Consider the following 15,664-nt stretch of genomic DNA (forward strand, 5'->3'; position numbering starts at 1 on the left):
GGGGTCAGGGCGCGGCGACCGGGACCGCGCCGAGTGCCTTGAGCTTCCAGCCGGCGGCGGTGCGTTCCAGGCCTGCTTCGAAGCGCTTGCGGTCGGTGGTGGCCGTGCCGGTGGACGGGGTGAGCTGGACCTGGACGGTCGCGATGAGCTTCGCCGTGCCGGAGCGGTCGTCGAGTTCGGTGACGGCGGCATCCGTGACCGTGCCGCGCGCCGATGCGGCCGGTTTGCCCGCACCGGCCCGGCGCAGTTCGTCCTGAAGGGGCCCGGTGGAGGCGTCCAGCCAGGTGCGCAGCGCCGCGTCGGGGTGGGCAGCGTCCAGGGTGGAGAGCGCGGCAATCTGCGCCCGGCCGGCCTTCAGCACCGCGTCGCGCGATGTGGCGTAGGCGACCGAGGAGTCATCCCGGGCCTGCGCGTAGGTGAAGCCCGCGTAGGCGCAGAAGGCGACGGCGACCGTCACGAGCGCGGCCGTGAGCACACGGAGCCGTCCGGACTCGCGGGTCACTGCCGCGCCTCCCGTCCGCCGGCGGTGGAGGGCAGGCCGAGGAGTGCGGCCAGGTCCGACGGGCCGTCGGCGGGCAGCGCGGGCAGAGCCAGGGCTCCGGGGAGCGGTGCCTGCGCGGTCGCGGGTGCGGGCGTCGGCGGCAGGGAGCCCGGTCTGGCGGGGGCCGGGAGCCGGCCGCCGCCGGGGGCGTGCGCCGAGCCGCGGACGTCGATGCCGCTGCTCGCGGGCGCGGCACATCTCGCCTTGGTGTTGAGGTTCGGCGTGTCCAGGGTTTCGAGACCGTTGCGGTACGTCGTGCCGCCGTACCCGTCGGTGCAGGGAAGGGGCGCGAAGAAGGTGACCGCCATGCCCAGGTTGGCGCCCTTGCCGTCGATGGCGGTGGCTCCGGATGCGGCCAACTGCGGTAGTTTCACCAGGAGTTCCTCGATTCCGCGCTGACGGGTGACGGCCACGTCCGCCGTCGTCAGGAGGTTGGCGAGCACCACGCCGATCTGCGGATCCAGATCCCGCAGCAGCCCGCTGATCTGCCCTGCGGCATCGGGTGCGGCGGCGATCAGCCGGCGCAGATCGGTGTCCGAACCCTTCAGCGTGGCCGCGAGCCGCTGCGCCCCCGACGCGAAGGTCTGGATGGCCTGGCCCTCCTCGGCCTGGGTGCGCAGCACGGTTTCGCCGTCCGCGAGCAGCGTGGACGTGGCGGGCAGCGCCTTGTCGGCCGCCTTCACGAAGTCGGTGCCGTTGTCGAGGAGCACCTGGAGGTCGTTGCCCCGCCCTTCGAAGGCCTTGCCGAACTCGGCGACGACGGTGCGCAGCGACTCCGACGGCACTGACGCGGCAAGGTCGTCGACGCTGGTGAGTACGGTGGTGACGGGTGCCGGGGTGCGGGTGTCGGACTGTGCGATCTCCCCGCCGTCGCCGAGGTAGGGCGCCCCCGCGGAGGTGGGCCGCAGGTCGATGTACTGCTCGCCGACCGCGGACAGATTGGCGACGACCGCCCGCAGGGTGGCCGGGATGCGCGGCGCCGAGTTGTCGATGCGCAGCTCGGCTACGACCCCGTCGTCGGTGAGCCCGATGGGCCCGACCCGGCCCACCGACACGCCGCGGTAGGTGACGTTGGAGTGGGTGAACAGCCCGCCGGTCTCGGCGAGATGGACCTTCACCGTGTAGTAGTCGCGGACGCCGACGTAGTGGCCGACGTCGGCGTACCGGAAGCCGGTGTAGCCGAGCACCAGAACCCCGATCACGAGGAACGCGAGGTTCTTGAGTCTGGTCGCGAGCGTCAGCATCAGCGCGCACCCCCCGTGCCGCCGACGGACGGCAGGCCGAGCGGCGCCTTGGGGGACGGCTGCGCGGTGATGGGCGGGATGATCTGGGTGCCGGGTACGGCCGCCACGTCGAGGTAGACGTTGAGGTAGTCGCCCTTGACTCCGCGCAGCACCTCGTCCGTGAACGGGTAGGTGAGCAGCACCTGGAGCGAGTCGGGGAGGTCCTTGCCGGAGTCCGCGAGGGCTTTGAGGGTCGGTGCGATCGCCTTCAGATCGGCCACCATGTCGTCCTTGCTCTTGTTGATCGTCGAGACGGCGACCGTGGAGAGGGTGTCGAGCGACTTCAGCATCGTGAGGAGCGAACCCCGTTGGTCCTCAAGGACCTTGAGGCCCGGGGACAGTCCGGTGAGTACCGTGCCGACCTGCTCCTTGCGGGTGGCGAGGGTCGCGGAGAGCCGGTTCACGCCGTCGAGTGCGTCGGTGATGTCGCCGCGGTGCCCGTCGAGATCGGTGACCAGGGTGGTGACGCGCTGGAGCATCGAGCGGACCTCCGGCTCGCGGCCGCCGATCGCCTTGTTGAGCTCGGTGGTGATCGTCTTGAGCTGGTTGACGCCGCCCCCGTTGAGCAGCATGGACAGCGCCCCCAGCACCTCCTCGACCTCGGGGTTGCGGTTGGTGCGCGCGAGGGGGATGGCGGCGCCGGGTCCGAGGCTGCCCTGCGCCGTCTCCTTGGTCTCCTTCGCCGGCGCGGAGAGCTGGACGAACTTCTCGCCGAGCAGGCTGGACTGTTCCAGCTGGGCGTACGCGTTGGCGGGGAGCTTCACGTCTCCCCTGATCCGCATGGTCACCTTCGCGGACCAGCCGTCCGACGCGAGCGACACCTCGGTGACCCGGCCGACGGCGACATCGTTGACCTTCACCGCGGCCTGCGGCACCAGACTCAGTACGTCGGCGAAGTCCGCGGTGATGTCGTACGGGTGACTGCCCAGGTCGGCGCCGCCGGGCAGCGGGAGCTGGTCGATCCCGGAGAACGACGGCACCGAGCAGCCGCCGAGGACGAGGGCCAGCGCGACGAGCGCCGCGACGCCCGCTCCCACCCCCGCACCGGCCCGTCCGCTGACGCTTCGGCCGGTCAACGCCGCCCGGACGGCCCGTATCCGGCGTGTGGCGACCGCTCTCATCCCCGGCCCCCGCTCTTCGCGGCGGATCCCGGGGACGCGGAGTCGGCGGCGGTCCCGTACACGGTGCCGACGGCGGGCAGCGGTAGCGCCGGGAGGGCTTTCAGGCCGGATTCCGGTACCGGCACGAGTGCCGCGCCGCCCGCTGTCGCGGGGTTGAGCGGGAAGACGATGTCGCCGCCCATGCTGATCTCGTTGATGTTGCCCCGGCCGTCGAGGGTGCGGTGCGCCGGGTCGTAGGCGTTGAGCGCGTTTCCGGCCGCCAGGGGCGCGGTGTCCAGGGCTTCCGCGAGCGAGGCCCGCTGGTCGACCAGGGTCTGGGTGAGCGGGGCGAGTTTGTCGACCTCCGCCTTGAGGCTGCCGCGGTTGTCCTGGACGAACGTCTTCACATGGCCCAGCGCCGTGCCGAGCTCCTTGAGGGCGCCCGCCAGGTTGTCCTTGTTGTCGGCGAAGAACGAGGTGACGTCGGCGAGTTGGTTCTGGGCGTCGCGCACCGCACCGTCCTTGTTCTTCAGCATGGTGGTGAACGTCTGCAGATAGGACAGCGTGGCGAAGAGGTGCTCGCTGCTGCCGTCCAGCGTCTTGGCCGCCTTGCCGAACTGCTCGATGGAGTCGCCGATCGCGGCGCCGTTGCCGTCGAGGTTCTTGGCTCCGGTGTCGAGCAGGCCCGAGAGCGCTCCGGTCGAGTTCGCGCCGCTCGGGCCGAGGGACTTGCTGAGCTCGGTGACGGACGCGTACAGCTGGTCGACCTCCACGGGGGTGGCGTTGCGGGAGGCGGGCAGCTCCGCGCGGTCGGCGATCTCGGGTCCCCCGGTGTAGGCGGGGGCGAGCTGGACGTACCGGTCGGCGACGACGCTGGGCGAGACGATGGCGGCCCTGGCGTCCTTGGGCACCCGTACGCCCCGGTCCAGCGTCACCACGATCTTGACCTGCTTGCCCTGCGGGGTCACCGAGTCGACCTCGCCCACCTTCACTCCGAGGATCCGCAGATCCGATCCGGGGTAGACCCCGACGGCGTGGTCGAAGTAGGCGGTGATGCGCTTCCCGCCGGGGCCGGCGAACACGCGCAGTCCGCCGAGCACGGCGGCGGCGATCACCGCGAGGGCCGCGACGATCGTCAGCGCGCGTCGCCGGGTCATGAGTAGCCTCCGTTCTTCGGCGGCATGCAGCCGGTTCCCGGAAGGGAGTTGGCGGGGAGGTAGTTCCTCGGGACGAGACCGCAGATGTACGTGTCGAACCAGCGGCCGTTGCCGAGGGCGTTGCCGACGAGCCGGTAGTAGGGGCCGGCGAGGGCCAGCGTCCGGTCGAGGCCCTGCTGGTTCTTGACGAGGACGTCGGTGACGCGCCCCAACGCGGCCAGGGTGGGCCCCAGTTGGGCTGCGTTGTCCTTGACGAGACCGGTGAGCTGGGTACCCAGGCCCCGGGTTCCGGTGAGCAGCGCCTGGATGGCGTCGCGGCGCTGCTTGAGTTCGCCGAGCAGCAGCCCGCCGTCGTCGATGAGGGTCTCGAAGCTGCTCTTCCTGTTGGCCAGGGTCTTCGTCAACTGCTCGCTCCCCTTGAGGAGTTGGGCGAGCTGCGTGTCGCGCTGCGAGACGGTCTTCGACAGGGCGGACAGTCCGGACACCGCGGTGCGCACATCGGGCGGTGAGTCCTTGAAGGTCTCGGAGATGGTCTCGAAGCTCTTGGCGAGCCGGGCGGTGTCGATGTCGCCGATCGTGTTGCTGAGCCCTTCGAAGGCCTGGGTGACGTCGTACGGGGATGTGGTCCGGGCCAGCGGGATGCGGCTGCCGGGGTTCTGCTTCGCGGTGCCGAGCGGGTCGATCGCCAGGTACTTCTCGCCGAGCAGGGTCTTGATGGCGATGGCCGCGGTCGAGGCGTCGCCGATCCAGGCGTGCTTCACCTTGAAGGTGACCTTCACCTTGGCACCGTCCAGTGAGACGTCGCCGACCTCGCCGACCTTGACCCCGGCGATGCGGACCTCGTCGCCGCTGCGCAGCCCGGCGGACTCGGAGAAGTCGGCGCTGTAGGTGGTACCGCCGCCGATGAACGGCAGCGAGTCCGCGTTGAACGCCGCGAAGCCGACCAGGGCCAGGAGCAGCAGGCCCACCAGGCTGACCGTGACAGGGTTGCGTTCCTTCATCGGCTTGATGGGCCCAAGACGCAGGCGGGGCCGGGGCCACCGCGGTGCGGGCGGTCTCATCCCTGGCACCTCGATTCGCTGACCGGGATTCCGGTGGGCGGCGCGCTGCCGTCCTCGGTCTTCACCCCGGACACCTTGGCTTCGCAGAGGTAGAGGTTGAGCCAGGATCCGTAACTGGCGATCCGGGTGACGGCGCGCATCTTGTCGGGCGTCTTCCGCAGGAAGTTCTCGATCTGGGGAGCGCTCTCGGCGAGGTTCGAGGACAGCCGGCCGAGCTGTTTGATGTCCTCCTTGAGCGGCGCCCTGCCGTCCTGGAACAGCCCGGCGGTGACCGTCGTCAGATCGCCCATCGCTGCGATGGCATCGCCCAGCGGCTTGCGGTCACCCGCGAAGCCGGAGACCAGCTGCTGGAGCGTCACCACCAGGTCGTTGAATCCGGCTTCGCGGTCGTTGACCGTGGTCAGGACGGTGTTCAGATTGCTGATGACCTCGCCTATGACCTTGTCCTTGGCGGCGACGGTCGTGGTGAGCGAACCGATGTGCCGGAGCAGGCTGTCGACGGTGCCGCCCTCGCCCTGGAGGACCTGGACGATGGAGCCGGCGAGCTGGTTGACGTCCTTGGGCGAGAGGCCTTCGAACAGGGGCTGGAAGCCGTTGAAGAGCTGGGTGAGGTCGAGGGCGGGCGTGGTGCGCTCGACGGGGATGGTCGCGCCGGGCGCCAGCGCCGCGCCCACCGCGCCGGTGCCCCGGCCCAGTTCGATGTACCGCTGGCCCACCATGTTCAGGTACTTGATGGCGGCGGTGGCCGTGCCGGGCAGGATCCGGCTGCGCTGCACCGAGAACGTGACCTGCGCGAGCCGTCGGTCGACCACCTCCACGCCGTCCACCTGGCCGACCTTCACCCCGGCGATGCGGACGCTGTCGCCCTCGATCAGCCCGGTCGTGTCGGTGAAGCGCGCCCGGTACGTCGTGGTGTCACCGACTCCCGTGTTGGCGATGGACAGCGCGAGGACGGTGGTCGCCAGCGCCGTCACCAGGACGAAGACCAGTGATTTGACGAGCGGGCCCGCGATGCTGCGGCGGTTCACTTGATGGTCACCTCCGTCCCCCTGAGCGCGGGGCCGACGAGGAGGCTGCTCCAGTCCGGCAGGGACTGCGGCACCTGCTTCATGCCGGGCGCGAGCAACTCGTTCACGAGCTGGTTCTCCTGCGGGGAGTTGGGCAGCCCGAGTCCGCGGTCGCCGGCGGCCGCGGTATTCGCGAGGGCGCTCTCGGCGGGGAGCGGGGCGCCGAGGTAGGGCACCGGGTAGCAGTGCGGGCCGCCGCCGGCCGTGTACGAGGGGGCGTCGCGCCCGGGGACGTACTTGCCGAGCGAGGGCACCGCCTTCACGGTGACGTGGAGCCCCGGCTCGTCCGTGCCCTTGCCGAGTGCCTTGTCCATCGCGGGGACGAACCCGGAGAGCGTGCGCAGCGTGCAGGGGAAGGAGGCGGAGTATTCGGCGAGGAGTTGCAGGGTGGGGCGGCTCACCTCGCTGAGCCGGATGATGTTGTCCTTGTTCTGCTGGAGGAACGCCGTGAGGTCCTGGGCGGTCGTGGTGGTGCGGCCGTAGACATCGGAGAGCCGGGTCTGCTGGTCGACCAGGGTGCCGGTGGTGGTCGTGGCGTCGGTGAGCGCTCTGAGGATGTCGGGGGCGGCGTCGCTGTAGGTCCGGGTGACCTGGACGAGCTGCTTCAGGTCGGCGTTGAGGGCGGGCAGGTCCGGGTTGAACTTCTTGAGGTGGGCGTCCAGCGTGACGAGGGTGTCGCCGAGCTGGGAGCCCCGGCCGCGCAGGGCCTGGGCGACCGCGGAGAGCGTGACCGACAGCTGGTCCGGCCTCACCGCGGTGAGCATCGGCAGGACGTGGTCGAGGACCTGCTCCAGTTCGATGGCGTCGCGGGAGCGGTCCTGCGGAATGACGGCACCGGCCGCCAGCGCGCTCGCGGACGGGTTCGGTGGCGGTACGAGCGCCACGAACCGCTCGCCGAAGAGGGTGGTCGGCAGCATCTGCGCGGTCACGTCGGCCGGGACGCGGCTGAGCCTGCCCGGCTGGAGGGCCAGGGTCAGCTTCGCCCCGTCGCCGTCGGCGCTGATGCCGCGGACCTCGCCGATGACGACGCCGCGCAGCTTCACCTCGGCGCCCGGATGCATCTCGTTGCCGACGCTGCCCGTCTCGACGGTCACCGTGTCCGAGCGGGTGAAGTCCTTGTCGTACACGGCGATCGAGAGCCAGATGAGCAGCGCGGGGACCAGCAGGAAGACGACTCCGGCGAGGCGGCGGCGTACGGTCCGCGCGTTCATCCGGCCACCTTCACGGTCGTGGTGGCGCCCCAGATCGCCAGCGAGAGGAAGAAGTCGGTGACGGCGATCAGCACGATCGCGTTGCGGACCGAGCGGCCCACCGCGACGCCGACGCCGGCCGGTCCGCCCGTGGCGCGGAAGCCGTAGTAGCAGTGGGCCAGGATCACCATCACGCTGAAGATGAGCACCTTGAGTACGGAGAGCAGCACGTCCGTCGGGGAGAGGAAGAGGTTGAAGTAGTGGTCGAAGGTGCCGCGTGACTGGCCCTTGAAGACGACCGTGGTCATCCGGGACGCGAAGTAGGAGCTCAGCAGGCCGATCGCGTACAGCGGGACGATCGCCACGACTCCGGCGATGATCCGAGTGGTGACCAGGTAGGGCAGGCTGCGTACGCCCATGCCTTCGAGGGCGTCGACCTCCTCGTTGATGCGCATGGCGCCGAGCTGGGCGGTGAAGCCCGCGCCCACGGTGGCGGACAGGGCGAGCCCGGCGACCAGCGGGGCGATCTCACGGGTGTTGAAGTAGGCGGAGACGAAGCCGGTGAAGGCGGCGGTGCCGATCTGGTTGAGCGCGGCGTAGCCCTGGAGGCCCACGACGGTGCCGGTGAACAGGGTCATGGCGATCATCACGCCGATGGTGCCGCCGATGACGCCGAGGCCGCCGCTGCCGAAGGCGACCTCGGCGAGCAGCCGCTGGACCTCCTTGAGATAGCGTCGCAGGGTGCGCGGGATCCACAGCAACGCCTTGACGTAGAAGGTGAGTTGGTCGCCGGAGCGGTCGAGCAGGCTGAAGAGGGCCATCGGCTCAGCCGCCCTTCGGGGGGACGATCTGGAGATAGATCCCGGTGAGGACCATGTTCACGAAGAAGAGCAGCAGGAAGGTGATGACGACGGACTGGTTGACGGCGTCGCCGACGCCCTTGGGGCCGCCGCGCGGGTTGAGTCCGCGGTAGGCGGCGACGATCCCGGCGATGAACCCGAAGATCAGCGCCTTGAACTCGCTGATGTAGAGGTCGGGGAGCTGGGCGAGGGCGGAGAAGCTGGAGAGGTAGGCGCCCGGGGTGCCGCCCTGCATGATGACGTTGAAGAAGTAGCCGCCGAGGGTGCCGACGACGGAGACCATGCCGTTGAGCAGTACGGCGACGAACATGGTGGCCAACACCCTGGGTACGACGAGGCGTTGGACCGGTGAGACGCCCATGACCTCCATGGCGTCGAGCTCTTCGCGGATCGTTCGGGAGCCCAGGTCGGCGCAGATCGCGGACCCGCCGGCCCCGGCGATGAGCAGGGCCACGATCAGCGGGCTGGCCTGCTGGATGACGGCGAGGACGCTGGCGCCGCCGGTGAAGGACTGGGCGCCGAGCTGCTGGGTGAGCGACCCGACCTGAAGGGCGATGACGGCACCGAACGGGATGGAGACGAGGGCCGCGGGCAGGATGGTGACGCTGGCGACGAACCAGAACTGCTCGATGAATTCCCGCAGTTGGAAGGGGCGCCGGAAGACGGCCCGGACGACGGCCGCGGCGAGCGAGAACAGCCGCCCGGTCTGGCGGAGGGCGCCGAGGCCGGGGAGCGGCTGGCGCGGCGGAGGCGGTGGGGTGGGCGGGGTTCGCTCGGCCTCCGTCGTCACGGCGTCGCCCCTTGGGCGGGCGCCATACCGCTCTCGATGGCCCGGCGGGCCACGGGCGGCAGTTGGTCGAGCATGGCAAGGACCCGCCGCTTGCGGCGCAGTACGGCACTGCGGGCGGGCAGCCCCGGCGAGGGCTCCAGTTGCGGAACCAGGGGACGGGGTGAACTCACCGGATTCGGGCCGCTGTTGGCCTGCTCCATCGCGAGGGTCGCGGCGTCCTTCTCCTCGGACATGCCGATGGGGCCTTCGCGGCGGCCGCTGAGGAACTGGGCGACGACCGGCTCCTCGCTGGTCAGCAGCACTTCCCGGGGCCCGAAGGTGACGAGGTTGCGGCGGAAGAGCATCCCCATGTTGTCGGGGACGGTCGCGGCGATGTCGAGGTTGTGGGTGACGATCAGCATCGTCGCGTCGATCTGCGCGTTCAGGTCGATGAGGAGCTGCGAGATGAAGGCGGTGCGGACCGGGTCGAGCCCGGAGTCCGGCTCGTCGCAGAGGATGATCTGGGGGTCGAGCACCAGGGCGCGGGCGAGTCCGGCGCGCTTGCGCATCCCGCCGGAGATCTCCCCGGGCAGTTTCTCCTCGGAGCCCAGGAGGCCGACCATGTCCACCCGCTCCATGACGATGCGGCGGATCTCCGACTCCTTCTTGCGGGTGTGCTCGCGCAGCGGGAAGGCGATGTTGTCGAAAAGGGACATCGAGCCGAAGAGCGCGCCGTCCTGGAACATGAGGCCGAAGAGTTTGCGGGTCTTGTAGATGTCGCGCTCGGGGCTGCTCACCATGTCGACGCCATTGATGAGGACCCGGCCGCGCTCCGGCTTGAGCAGCCCGATGATCGACTTGAGGAATACCGTCTTCCCGGTGCCGGAGGGCCCCAGCATGACACTGACCTCACCGGCGGGCAGGGTGAGGGTGATGTCCTGCCAGATGTTCTGCTTGCCGAAGGACTTGGTCAGACCCTCGACCACGACTTCAATTCCCATCCCACCCCCAGCAGGCACGAAGTGGCGCAGGTGCACCGAGAGGCGCACGGTAAGTTGACCAAGGCCGCCGAAACAAGAACCCGGACGGTCACATCGATGAAATCCCTTTCCTTTGTCATCAGTTGACAATTTCCGAAGCCGCCCTCGCGGACAACTGAGCAGCAAGTGAGCAGTACGGCGGTGGCGCGGGAGGGCGGGGCGCCGCGGCCGAGGGGAGCTCCGCCGCGGCGCCCCCGGGGCAGACCCCTGGCCCGGAAAGGAGGGTGGGCCGGGGGTTTCGCCCGTGCGGATCCCGGCCGTCGGGGGCGGCCGCCGGGAGCGTTGGACCAGCAGCGGATGCGAATCCGGACGAGCCGCCCGGGGCCGACCGCACATCGGACGCTACGACTGGGTAACCTTGCTCTGCAATACCAGTTCCAGAAGTTCCCGCGAGCCCGGGTCCGGCCACCGGAAACTTGTCACTGAAGCAGCACTTTCCCTCCGGAACTTGTCACCGGTTGACGGGTTTCACCTGTAACTGCCCGCCAGGTCAATGGTTTTGGGCCAGGAGCCGGGAGCTTGAGCAGGAATGGCGGGGTTCGCGCCGCGGCATTGCGCACCAATCGACAAGAAAATCCGGCCGATTACTCATCCACGGCACAAGGAACGGCCCAGCTCGGCACAATCTTGAACGCCAGGATTGTGCGCCCATGTTTCTCGCAAGTAACGTCCGCATCGTCACGGATCGTACGTGGCCGAATCCGTACCCGTAGCTGGTGAAATCGGAGGAATTTACTGTGCGAAATCTTCTTGGAAAGCTCGCGCTGGTAGGCGGCGCGGCGACGGCCGCATTCGCGCTGGCGACCGCGCCCGCCATGGCCGCGGCGCCCACGAACTGGGTCGTCGGCCCCAACTCGCCCGAGAGTTTCACCGCCACGTCCACCAATGTGGTGCTCTCCATCAACGGCATCGACATGACCTGCACCTACGCGGACGCCGGGGGCACGCTGGCGAGCGCCACCGGCAACCCGGCGGCGATCGGCAGCATCGACCCCGCGCACTTCGGCAGAACCGGTGAGTCGTGCACCAGCTTCCTCGGCGCGGTGGACACCGTCGCGAACACCCCGTGGGCGCTGAACGTGACCGACTACGACGCGGGCAGCGGCGTCTCGCAGAGCTACATCTCCAACATCAACGCCCGGGTGTCCGTGGCCACTTGCGCCTTCACCGTGACCGGTACCGCGCACGGCACCTACACCAACTCGACCGGCGATCTGGCGATCTCGGCCACCCCGACCGAGCTGACCGTCTCCGACCCGACGGCGGGCTGTTCGGGCGTGGTGAGCGCCGGTGACCACCCGTCGTTCAACGGCGACTACTTCGCGGTGGTCAGCGGCACCAGCACACCCCCCACCATCACCGGCTCGTAATGCCGCGTGACGTCTCGCGCACGCCCCGGGGCCGCCCGGTCCGGTCTCGGCCGGACGGGCGGGTCCGCCGGACGCGGCGCAGGCGCCGACGGCCGTCCCGAGGAGCCGAGCGAGTGGAGCTGAACACGACGTGAGAGCAACCCAGGGCTCGGCCGGGCAGCGCCCGAGGGTGAGCGCGCGCACGGCCCTGGCAGCGGCCACCGTGGTCCTGGCGGGGGTCGTGCCCGGTGCGGGGCCGGCCCTCGGCGACCAGCCGGTCACCACCGAACTCGCCTACAGCTGCGCGTTCCCGGCCGGAGCCCAGCCGGTGAAGGTACGGGTCGCCGCCAAGTTCCCGGACCGGGCCACCGCGGGCGTGCCCATCCGGCCCGCCGAAGTCGGCACGGCGCTCACCCTGCCCGATGCCGCCGTCGCCGGACTCACCGCGCTGCGCGCGAGCACGACGGGCGCCACCACCCGGCTGACGACGGAGGTGGCCCAGAACGGCGCCGCCGCCCGCGCCGTCTGGCAGGGCACCGCGCCCTCCGTGCCGCTCGCCTCCCCGGGCGGCGCCGTCCTCACCGCGACCGGCGAGGTCCCCACCGTCACCGCGAACAGTCCGGGCGACCTCACCGTGACGGCGGCGGGGCTCACGATCGAGTTCGCGCCGCGCACCGCGGAGGGCGCCGCCACCGTTCCCGCCACCGTCGCGGTGTCCTGCGCTCTCACCCCGGGTGGCTCCGGTCTGCTCGCCAACGTGCCCGTCACCGGGGCGAGTTCCTTGCCCACGCCGTCTCCCAGCGCCTCGGCCGACGACCCCGCCACCGGCAGTCCGGCCCGGCCCTCGGCCGCCCCTCCCGGCGTCGCGCCTCCCAGGACGCAAAGCGCTCCGCCCGCCGCCGCACCCGAGTGCCGGGGCGACACCGCCCAGCCGCTCGCGCTCTCGGCGTACGCCACCGGGTACTCGAACGTCACCAAGCTGGGCGGCGCCTCGCTGGTCCCCGTTTACTGCGCCAAGATCGTCCAAGGACTCAGCAAGCTCAAGCGCATCGAGGTGCGGCCCGGTGTCTTCGAGCTCCATCTGCTCCAGCAGTCGGTCGGGCAGCTCGAATACCAGGGCCGCCGGGAGACCCCACCGGCTCCCGCGACGTTCCTGACCTTCGGGTTCATGCCGACCACCGCCACGATGACGTTGGAGCAGAGCGGGCCCATGTCCATCGACTCCGACCTCAACAACACGGCGGGGCACGGCGAGACGTACATCCGGATCCCGCTGGTGCTGCACCTGAGCGACGTCAAAGTCAACGGGACGCAGCTCGACGTCGGCCCCAACTGCCGTACCACCAGGCCGGTTTACTCCGACGATCCGGACCCGGCGCAGAACACCAAGGACCACATGGTGCTGCTCGGGCAGCTCAAGAAGGGCGCGGACACGGTCTGGCGCGGTTACTCGCTCTCCCGGGGCGGGCCGCTGACCGGCTCGGTGACCATTCCGCCGTTCACCGGCTGCGGGGTGGGCGAGGACCTCAGCCCGCTGCTGACCGCTTCCGTGTCCGGGCCCGGCAACGCGGTCAAGCAGAACCAGGGAGCGCCGTGCGCCTCCGGCATCCCGGACGACCCCGCGAAGCTCTGCACCCGCGACAAGCAGCCGACGACCGTACCGCCGCCGCTGCGCTGATTTCCGGCCAACTCACTTGCCTGCCCCGGCCGTTGATCCGGCCACCCATACACCAGGACGTCGCGAGCCGAGACGTCGAGAGGGGACCGACCTCATGAGACCCGTATCCAACCGCCTGCGGGCGCAACTGCTGGCCGCCGGCACCGCACTGACCCTGCTCGGGGCGGTGGGCCCGGCCGTCGCGGACGCCGCCCCGGCGACTCAACTGGGCGGAAACTGGGCCCCGTTCACCCGCTGCCCGGTCGACGATCCGGCGATGCTGGCCGCCGACGGGCGCATCGACATCGTGCAGTGCATCGCCTCCCACTCGGCCGGCGGCTCCATCAAGCTCGGCAGCACCGAGGTCGTCACCGGCGCCAGCGATCTCCAGCTCGGCGTGGTGCAGCACGCCTCCGGAGCGCCCACCCTGATCGCCCCGGCGGGCGGCGCGCTCATCGCCGACCCGGCCGACATCCCGGGCGGGCTGCTCGGCCTGATGTGCCCCAGCGACCTCCCCGTCATCAGCGGCATCTGCCGGCAGATCACCGACGGCACCCTCAACCGGATCACCGCGACCGTCGAATCGGCGGGCACACCCAGCGACTTCAACCTCACGGCGGGCGCCTCCACCGGTCAGCCGATCGTCGCGATCCCGGTCCGCATCCACCTCCAGAACCCCATCCTCGGCGGCTCCTGCTACCTCGGCTCCGCCGGCAACCCCATCGTGCTGCGCCCGAAGAACCTGACGGCTCCGGCGCTCGGCATCCAGCGCTTCGACGGCAACGGCACGGCCCATACGACCGGAGTCATGAACCGGCTCAGCCTCACCGGCGCGAACCAGGGCGATGCCACCTTCGCGGTGCCCGGCGCGAACGGCTGCGGGCTCGCCGGGTTGCTCGACTGGGCGGTCAACCTCAAGACCGGGCTGCCCTCGGCGGCCGGCCACAACAGTGTCGTACTGAACAGCGCGTCGACCTACCTCGCCGGTCTGCACGCCCCCGGCACGGTCGTCCCCGACAACGGCAAGCTGCTCTCCCAGTACTGGCACTCGGCGGTCCAGTAACCACCGCGCCGCAGGCCCGGCCGCGCTCCGGCCGGGCCACCGCGCAAACGGCCGACAACCGATGCCGCAGGAACCCGATCACCCGCCAAGTGTTGTACCTCACAAGGAAGTTGTTCTAGGTTCAGCAGTCCGCGAAGGTACGCACCTGTCGGTCGGTGAGAGCGCTTTCCCCATCGGCCTCCCTCCACCGGGCGCCGTAGTCCAAGGGAAGTGACATGCCCGCAGCCGCGCAATCTTCGGACACCCAGGAGCCGCTGGGACCGCTCCCACAGGAGTTCGCCGCGATCCTGCGGCCCGAACTGCCGGGACTGCTCAAGGAGATCGGCGCGGAGGTCACCCGCGCCTACCCCGAGTACGCCCGGCTGCTCGAAGGGCCCTACGGCGAGGCGATCCGGGTCGGCGTGGAGCAGAACCTCACCGTCTTCGTCGACCAGGTGGCGTCCCCCAGCGCACCCTCCACCCTCCGCGACGAGATGTGCCGCCGGTTCGGGCGCTTCGAGGCGTACGAGGGCCGGAGCCTGGACACCCTCCAGGGCGCGTACCGCCTCGGCGCCCGGGTGGCGCTGCGCCGGGCCAAGAAGATCGGCCGCCGCTACAACCTCTCCCCCGCCCTGATGCTCAGCTTCGCCGACGCCCTCTTCACCTACGTCGAAGAGCTGGAAGCGCTCTCGCGCGAGGGCTATCTGGAGGTCACCTCCTTCTCCGGGGAGCGCTCCGACGCGCTGCGAAGACGGCTGCTGCATCTGATCGTCGCCGGGTCGCCGGTGCCGCGCGCGGCGATCGCGGAGCTCGCCGACCGCGCCTGCTGGACTCTTCCCGAGCGGGTCACCCCGGTCGCGCTCCGCTCCGCGACGGGGCTGACCCGCGCGGCGCTGGACAACGATGTCCTGGCCGATCCCGGCGAGCCGCTCCCCTACCTCCTGGTGCCGGGGCCGGTCGACGAACTCCGAAGACGGATGCTGGACGCGGCCCTGCACGGCTGCCCTGCCGCGGTCGGTCTGGAGGTTCCCATCGGCGATGCGTCCGATTCCCTGCGCTGGGCCCGCCAGGTCCTCGAACTCGCCGAATCCGGCGTCATCGAGAGCGACAGCGCCACCCTGAACAGCGAGGACCACCTCGTCACGCTGTGGCTGCGTTCGGACCCAGCGCTCCTCGACCACCTCGCCCGACGCGAGCTCGCGCCCCTGGACGCACTGACACCCGGCCGGCGCGACCGGCTCATGGAAACCCTGCGGACCTGGCTCGCCACCCGCGGCACCGCCGCCCACATGGGCGAACTCCTCGCTGTGCATCCGCAGACCGTCCGGTACCGGATGCGGACCCTGGAGTCCGTCTTCGGCGACCGGCTCGCCGACCCCGAACACCGGTTCGCCACCGAACTAGTGCTACGCGCCAGGGATCTCGGCCACCGCGATCGGCCCTGAATCTTGCCCCGATCGGCGCCATAATCATCCGAATCGCTTCGAAAACAACGGATAAATATCGTCAAGTCCCGAGGCCGGAGCGAACCCGCCGCTGGATATGCCC

The 15,664-nt window shown here is 70.3% G+C and carries 14 protein-coding genes; 4 read left to right on the forward strand and 10 right to left on the reverse strand.

Translation table 11 applies throughout. From position 1 onward, the window contains the following. Positions 1–4: 4 nt before the first annotated feature. From ACIQ8J_RS20550 to ACIQ8J_RS20595, 10 genes are all read right to left on the reverse strand, one after another. Positions 5–502: a hypothetical protein gene (locus tag ACIQ8J_RS20550; protein ID WP_403273680.1), complete on the reverse strand. Its 498-nt coding sequence runs from the start codon at positions 500–502 to the stop codon at positions 5–7. Next, complete coding sequence (locus ACIQ8J_RS20555; RefSeq protein WP_403273677.1) at positions 499–1,785, reverse strand: MCE family protein; 1,287 nt, start codon at positions 1,783–1,785, stop codon at positions 499–501. Before ACIQ8J_RS20555 ends, ACIQ8J_RS20550 begins: the two co-directional genes overlap by 4 nt. After that, positions 1,785–2,945, reverse strand: coding sequence for an MCE family protein (locus ACIQ8J_RS20560; RefSeq protein ID WP_403273675.1), 1,161 nt, complete (start codon positions 2,943–2,945; stop codon positions 1,785–1,787). The genes ACIQ8J_RS20555 and ACIQ8J_RS20560 overlap by 1 nt, the downstream gene beginning before the upstream one ends. After that, positions 2,942–4,081 (reverse strand): MCE family protein, encoded by a 1,140-nt coding sequence (locus ACIQ8J_RS20565; protein ID WP_403273672.1) that lies wholly within the window; start codon positions 4,079–4,081, stop codon positions 2,942–2,944. Before ACIQ8J_RS20565 ends, ACIQ8J_RS20560 begins: the two co-directional genes overlap by 4 nt. After that, positions 4,078–5,142 (reverse strand): MCE family protein, encoded by a 1,065-nt coding sequence (locus tag ACIQ8J_RS20570; RefSeq protein WP_403273669.1) that lies wholly within the window; start codon positions 5,140–5,142, stop codon positions 4,078–4,080. Before ACIQ8J_RS20570 ends, ACIQ8J_RS20565 begins: the two co-directional genes overlap by 4 nt. Next, entirely contained in the window at positions 5,139–6,170 is a 1,032-nt protein-coding gene (locus ACIQ8J_RS20575; RefSeq protein WP_403273666.1) for an MCE family protein, read from the reverse strand. The genes ACIQ8J_RS20570 and ACIQ8J_RS20575 overlap by 4 nt, the downstream gene beginning before the upstream one ends. Beyond that, positions 6,167–7,420: an MCE family protein gene (locus ACIQ8J_RS20580; protein ID WP_403273663.1), complete on the reverse strand. Its 1,254-nt coding sequence runs from the start codon at positions 7,418–7,420 to the stop codon at positions 6,167–6,169. Before ACIQ8J_RS20580 ends, ACIQ8J_RS20575 begins: the two co-directional genes overlap by 4 nt. After that, positions 7,417–8,220 (reverse strand): MlaE family ABC transporter permease, encoded by an 804-nt coding sequence (locus ACIQ8J_RS20585; protein ID WP_403273661.1) that lies wholly within the window; start codon positions 8,218–8,220, stop codon positions 7,417–7,419. Before ACIQ8J_RS20585 ends, ACIQ8J_RS20580 begins: the two co-directional genes overlap by 4 nt. A 4-nt stretch (positions 8,221–8,224) precedes the next feature. Beyond that, a complete protein-coding gene (locus ACIQ8J_RS20590; protein ID WP_403273832.1) occupies positions 8,225–8,956 on the reverse strand; it encodes an MlaE family ABC transporter permease in 732 nt (243 codons plus the stop codon). 89 nt (positions 8,957–9,045) lie between these two features. Further along, positions 9,046–10,029 (reverse strand): ABC transporter ATP-binding protein, encoded by a 984-nt coding sequence (locus ACIQ8J_RS20595; RefSeq protein WP_403273659.1) that lies wholly within the window; start codon positions 10,027–10,029, stop codon positions 9,046–9,048. Positions 10,030–10,805: 776 nt separating this feature from the next. Here ACIQ8J_RS20595 and ACIQ8J_RS20600 point away from each other — a divergent pair. The 4 genes from ACIQ8J_RS20600 to ACIQ8J_RS20615 all read left to right on the forward strand — a co-directional run bounded on the left by ACIQ8J_RS20600 (position 10,806) and on the right by ACIQ8J_RS20615 (position 15,561). Then, positions 10,806–11,438 (forward strand): hypothetical protein, encoded by a 633-nt coding sequence (locus ACIQ8J_RS20600; protein ID WP_403273657.1) that lies wholly within the window; start codon positions 10,806–10,808, stop codon positions 11,436–11,438. Between the two features lie 130 nt (positions 11,439–11,568). Further along, positions 11,569–13,095, forward strand: coding sequence for a DUF6801 domain-containing protein (locus ACIQ8J_RS20605; RefSeq protein ID WP_403273655.1), 1,527 nt, complete (start codon positions 11,569–11,571; stop codon positions 13,093–13,095). Positions 13,096–13,189: 94 nt separating this feature from the next. Continuing rightward, positions 13,190–14,137 (forward strand): hypothetical protein, encoded by a 948-nt coding sequence (locus ACIQ8J_RS20610; protein ID WP_403273652.1) that lies wholly within the window; start codon positions 13,190–13,192, stop codon positions 14,135–14,137. Positions 14,138–14,352: 215 nt separating this feature from the next. Then, positions 14,353–15,561 (forward strand): helix-turn-helix domain-containing protein, encoded by a 1,209-nt coding sequence (locus tag ACIQ8J_RS20615; RefSeq protein WP_403273650.1) that lies wholly within the window; start codon positions 14,353–14,355, stop codon positions 15,559–15,561. Positions 15,562–15,664 lie beyond the last annotated feature (103 nt).

The organism is Streptomyces sp. NPDC094147 (assembly GCF_044764265.1).
Taxonomy (GTDB): Bacteria; Actinomycetota; Actinomycetes; order Streptomycetales; family Streptomycetaceae; genus Streptomyces.

What these genes read in the sequence shown, in the direction of transcription:
- ACIQ8J_RS20555 (WP_403273677.1), bottom strand. Translation starts at nt 1,785, where the DNA reads ATGCTGACGCTCGCGACCAGACTCAAGAACCTCGCGTTCCTCGTGATC.
- ACIQ8J_RS20560 (WP_403273675.1), bottom strand. Translation starts at nt 2,945, where the DNA reads ATGAGAGCGGTCGCCACACGCCGGATACGGGCCGTCCGGGCGGCGTTG.
- ACIQ8J_RS20565 (WP_403273672.1), bottom strand. Translation starts at nt 4,081, where the DNA reads ATGACCCGGCGACGCGCGCTGACGATCGTCGCGGCCCTCGCGGTGATC.
- ACIQ8J_RS20570 (WP_403273669.1), bottom strand. Translation starts at nt 5,142, where the DNA reads ATGAGACCGCCCGCACCGCGGTGGCCCCGGCCCCGCCTGCGTCTTGGG.
- ACIQ8J_RS20580 (WP_403273663.1), bottom strand. Translation starts at nt 7,420, where the DNA reads ATGAACGCGCGGACCGTACGCCGCCGCCTCGCCGGAGTCGTCTTCCTG.
- ACIQ8J_RS20585 (WP_403273661.1), bottom strand. Translation starts at nt 8,220, where the DNA reads ATGGCCCTCTTCAGCCTGCTCGACCGCTCCGGCGACCAACTCACCTTC.
- ACIQ8J_RS20595 (WP_403273659.1), bottom strand. Translation starts at nt 10,029, where the DNA reads ATGGGAATTGAAGTCGTGGTCGAGGGTCTGACCAAGTCCTTCGGCAAG.
- ACIQ8J_RS20610 (WP_403273652.1), top strand. Translation starts at nt 13,190, where the DNA reads ATGAGACCCGTATCCAACCGCCTGCGGGCGCAACTGCTGGCCGCCGGC.
- ACIQ8J_RS20615 (WP_403273650.1), top strand. Translation starts at nt 14,353, where the DNA reads ATGCCCGCAGCCGCGCAATCTTCGGACACCCAGGAGCCGCTGGGACCG.